This is a genomic window from Sphingomonas sp. LH128 (assembly GCF_000293195.2).
GTDB lineage: Bacteria > Pseudomonadota > Alphaproteobacteria > Sphingomonadales > Sphingomonadaceae > Novosphingobium > Novosphingobium resinovorum_A.
The window spans coordinates 1-2871 of sequence record NZ_ALVC01000291.1; the positions used below are offsets into that span (position 1 = coordinate 1).

3 protein-coding genes are annotated in these 2871 nt (G+C 67.8%); all 3 read right to left on the minus strand.

Features of this window, described 5'->3' with window-relative positions; translation table 11 throughout:
- Window positions 1-242: 242 nt before the first annotated feature.
- Genes thiD through glmM form a run of 3 tightly spaced genes read right to left on the minus strand, consistent with a single transcriptional unit; the run spans window position 243 to window position 2604 of the window.
- Window positions 243-992 carry a bifunctional hydroxymethylpyrimidine kinase/phosphomethylpyrimidine kinase gene (thiD, locus tag LH128_RS21615; RefSeq protein WP_008831818.1) on the minus strand — a complete coding sequence of 250 codons (750 nt, stop codon included), beginning with the start codon at window positions 990-992 and terminating at the stop codon, window positions 243-245.
- Between the two features lie 41 nt (window positions 993-1033).
- A complete protein-coding gene (locus LH128_RS21620; RefSeq protein ID WP_008831819.1) occupies window positions 1034-1261 on the minus strand; it encodes a DUF1272 domain-containing protein in 228 nt (75 codons plus the stop codon).
- Window positions 1261-2604: a phosphoglucosamine mutase gene (gene glmM / locus LH128_RS21625; protein WP_008831820.1), complete on the minus strand. Its 1344-nt coding sequence runs from the start codon at window positions 2602-2604 to the stop codon at window positions 1261-1263. Before glmM ends, LH128_RS21620 begins: the two co-directional genes overlap by 1 nt.
- Window positions 2605-2871 lie beyond the last annotated feature (267 nt).

Here is a 2871-nt window from a genome sequence, read left to right on the forward strand (position 1 = left end):
CCGCGCCCCCCCCCCCCGCCGGTCTTACCGGCGGTGCGATGGCGGCGGTGGGGCTGCTGGCGGATACCGCGCTGCGCCGCCGTTCGCGGCTGAATTGAAGAAGAAGGCCCCACCCCCGGCCCCTCCGCGCAAGCGAGAGGGGAGAAGGAGATGCCATCGCCCTCCCGCTCGCGGGAGGGCCGGAAGGCTTGAGAGCGTAGCGAACTAGCCGGACGGGGTGGGCCTCACCCGCATAGCCAAGATCACCGAACCGCGTGGTGCCCCATCGGCCCATGCCCTTCGCCGAAGCCCGGCGCCGCCAGCAGCGCCGCGCGCACGAAATCCCGCGCATCCTCGATCGCCTCGACCAGCGGCGCGCCCTGGCCCAGGAACGTCGCGATGGCGCTCGACAGGGTGCAGCCGGTGCCGTGGGTATGGCGGGTATCGACGCGAGGCGCTGTCCAGATCACCGGCTCCTGATCCGGCAGGACCAGCCGGTCCTCCACCACCTCGCCCGGCGCGTCGCCGCCCTTGGCGATATAGGCAATGCCCTTTGCCGCCAGAGCCGCGTCCCCGCCCAGCGCGGCGAGTTCGTCGAAGTTGGGCGTGGTCAGGCAGGCTAGGCCCATGAGCCGCTCGAACGCCGCGATCGTCGCCGCATCCGCCAGCACCGAACCGGCGGTCGAGACCATGACCGGATCGAAGATCACCGGCACGCCCAGCCCGTCCAGCCGGTCGGCGACGACACCGGCGATCTCTGCGCTGCCGAGCATGCCGATCTTCACCGCATCGACGCCGATATCGCTGACGCAGGCATCGATCTGCGCAGCGACCATCTGCGCCGACAGGGTCGTAACATCGGTGACGCCCTTGGTGTTCTGCGCGGTGATCGCGGTGATCGCGGTCATGGCATAGCCGCCGAGCAGGGTGATCGTCTTGATGTCGGCCTGAATGCCGGCACCGCCGGAACTGTCCGACCCGGCGATGGAAAGAATGCGAGGAGCCTGGTTCATGGCCGCGTTCCTTACCCGCTCAACGCACCCCGAGTCGAGTATCAGCCCTGATAGTGCCGCACTTTCGACGGCGGCGCGGAATCGTGGTGCCGCTTGGCTCGCGTCGGCCGGTCGACGATTTCGCCGCCGCAGTTGGGGCACATGTCGTCCAGCGCATCGGCACATTCGGCGCAATACGTGCACTCGAACGAGCAGATGAACGCGCCGGGCGCCTCGGCGGGGAGGTCGGTGCCGCAGCGTTCGCAGTCGGGGCGCATTTCCAGGGGCATCAGGCGGCGGCCTTTTCAACGGCATGGCAGATCGAGGCGACGGCGGCCTCCACTTCGCCCGCGTCGTCGCCTTCGGCCATGACGCGGATCACCGGCTCAGTGCCGGAAGGACGGATCACGAGACGGCCGCGCCCGTCGAGCGAAGCCTCGGCATCGGCGATCGCCGCCTTGACGCTGGCGGCCTCCAGAGGCTTGCCGCCTCCGAAGCGCACGTTGCGCAACAGTTGGGGCAAAGGGTCGAAGAGGTGCAGCAGTTCGCTCGCCCGCTTGCCCGACTGGACGAGCGCCGAGAGCACCTGCAGCGCCGCGACGGTGCCATCGCCGGTGGTGGCATGGTCGAGCAGGATCATGTGACCCGACTGTTCACCCCCGACATTGAACCCGCCTGTGCGCATGCGCTCCAGCACATGGCGGTCGCCGACAGCAGTACGCTCCAGCGACAGGCCCCGCCCGCCAAGATAGCGCTCAAGCCCAAGGTTCGACATGACCGTTGCCACCACGCCGCCGCCGCGCAGTTCCCCGCGCGCGGCCAGCTGGCTGCCGATCAGCGCCATGATCTGATCGCCGTCTACCGTCTGGCCCTTCTCGTCCACGACGATCAGCCGGTCCGCATCACCGTCCAGCGCAATGCCGATGTCGGCGCCGGAGGACACCACCGTTTCCTGCAGCAGTTCGACATGGGTAGAACCGCAGCGCTCGTTGATGTTCTTGCCATTGGGGGTGACGCCAACCGCGACGATCTCGGCGCCCAGTTCCCAGAAGGCGGATGGAGCGACCTGATAGGCCGCGCCATTGGCGCAATCGACCGCGATCTTGAGCCCGTCGAGCCGGACAGTGCTGGGCAGCGAGGCCTTCACCGCGTGGATATAACGCCCGCGCGCGTCCTCAACACGGCGGGCGCGGCCGATCTCGGGCGAGGCGGCAAGCGCAAGGTCCTCGCCTACCAGCATCGCCTCGATCGCCAGTTCGTCCTCGTCGGAGAGCTTGAAGCCGTCGGGACCGAACAGCTTGATACCGTTGTCCTCGTAAGGGTTGTGGCTGGCCGAGATCATCACGCCTACGTCCGCGCGCAGTTCGCGGGTCAGCAGGGCGACGGCAGGAGTCGGCATCGGGCCGAGCAGCACGACGTCCATGCCGACGCTGGTGAAGCCCGCGACCATCGCGTTCTCCAGCATGTAGCCCGACAGACGGGTATCCTTGCCGATCACCACCCGGTGGCGGTGCGTGCCGCGCAGGAAGCGCGCGCCGGCGGCCTGCCCGACCTTCATGGCCATGGCAGCGGTCATCGCCCCCTGGTTGGTGCGGCCACGGATGCCGTCGGTGCCGAAGAACTGCTTACCCATTACCTGTCCTCTTGCGCGCAAGATTTCGAATCTCTCGCCTGCGCTGTGCAACCGGAGGCGTTACCGCCCTCTGAACGCTGCCTTACAGTCAGTTTAGGATTCCGTCGAATGGCGATTCTTGTACTCACTGCGGAGTTGAGCAACGCCAAATTGCCAACCGCACCGCCCCCGCCTATTTGTCGAGCCGCATGACGTCCCCCGATCCCGCTCCCTCCAGCGCCTCGCGCATCCCCGAAATTCGCGTGCCCGGCGCGCTGACCCTGATCG

Coding starts and splice junctions, on each gene's coding strand:
- thiD (WP_008831818.1), bottom strand. CDS start 992: ATGAACCAGGCTCCTCGCATTCTTTCCATCGCCGGGTCGGACAGTTCC.
- glmM (WP_008831820.1), bottom strand. CDS start 2,604: ATGGGTAAGCAGTTCTTCGGCACCGACGGCATCCGTGGCCGCACCAAC.
- LH128_RS21620 (WP_008831819.1), bottom strand. CDS start 1,261: ATGCCCCTGGAAATGCGCCCCGACTGCGAACGCTGCGGCACCGACCTC.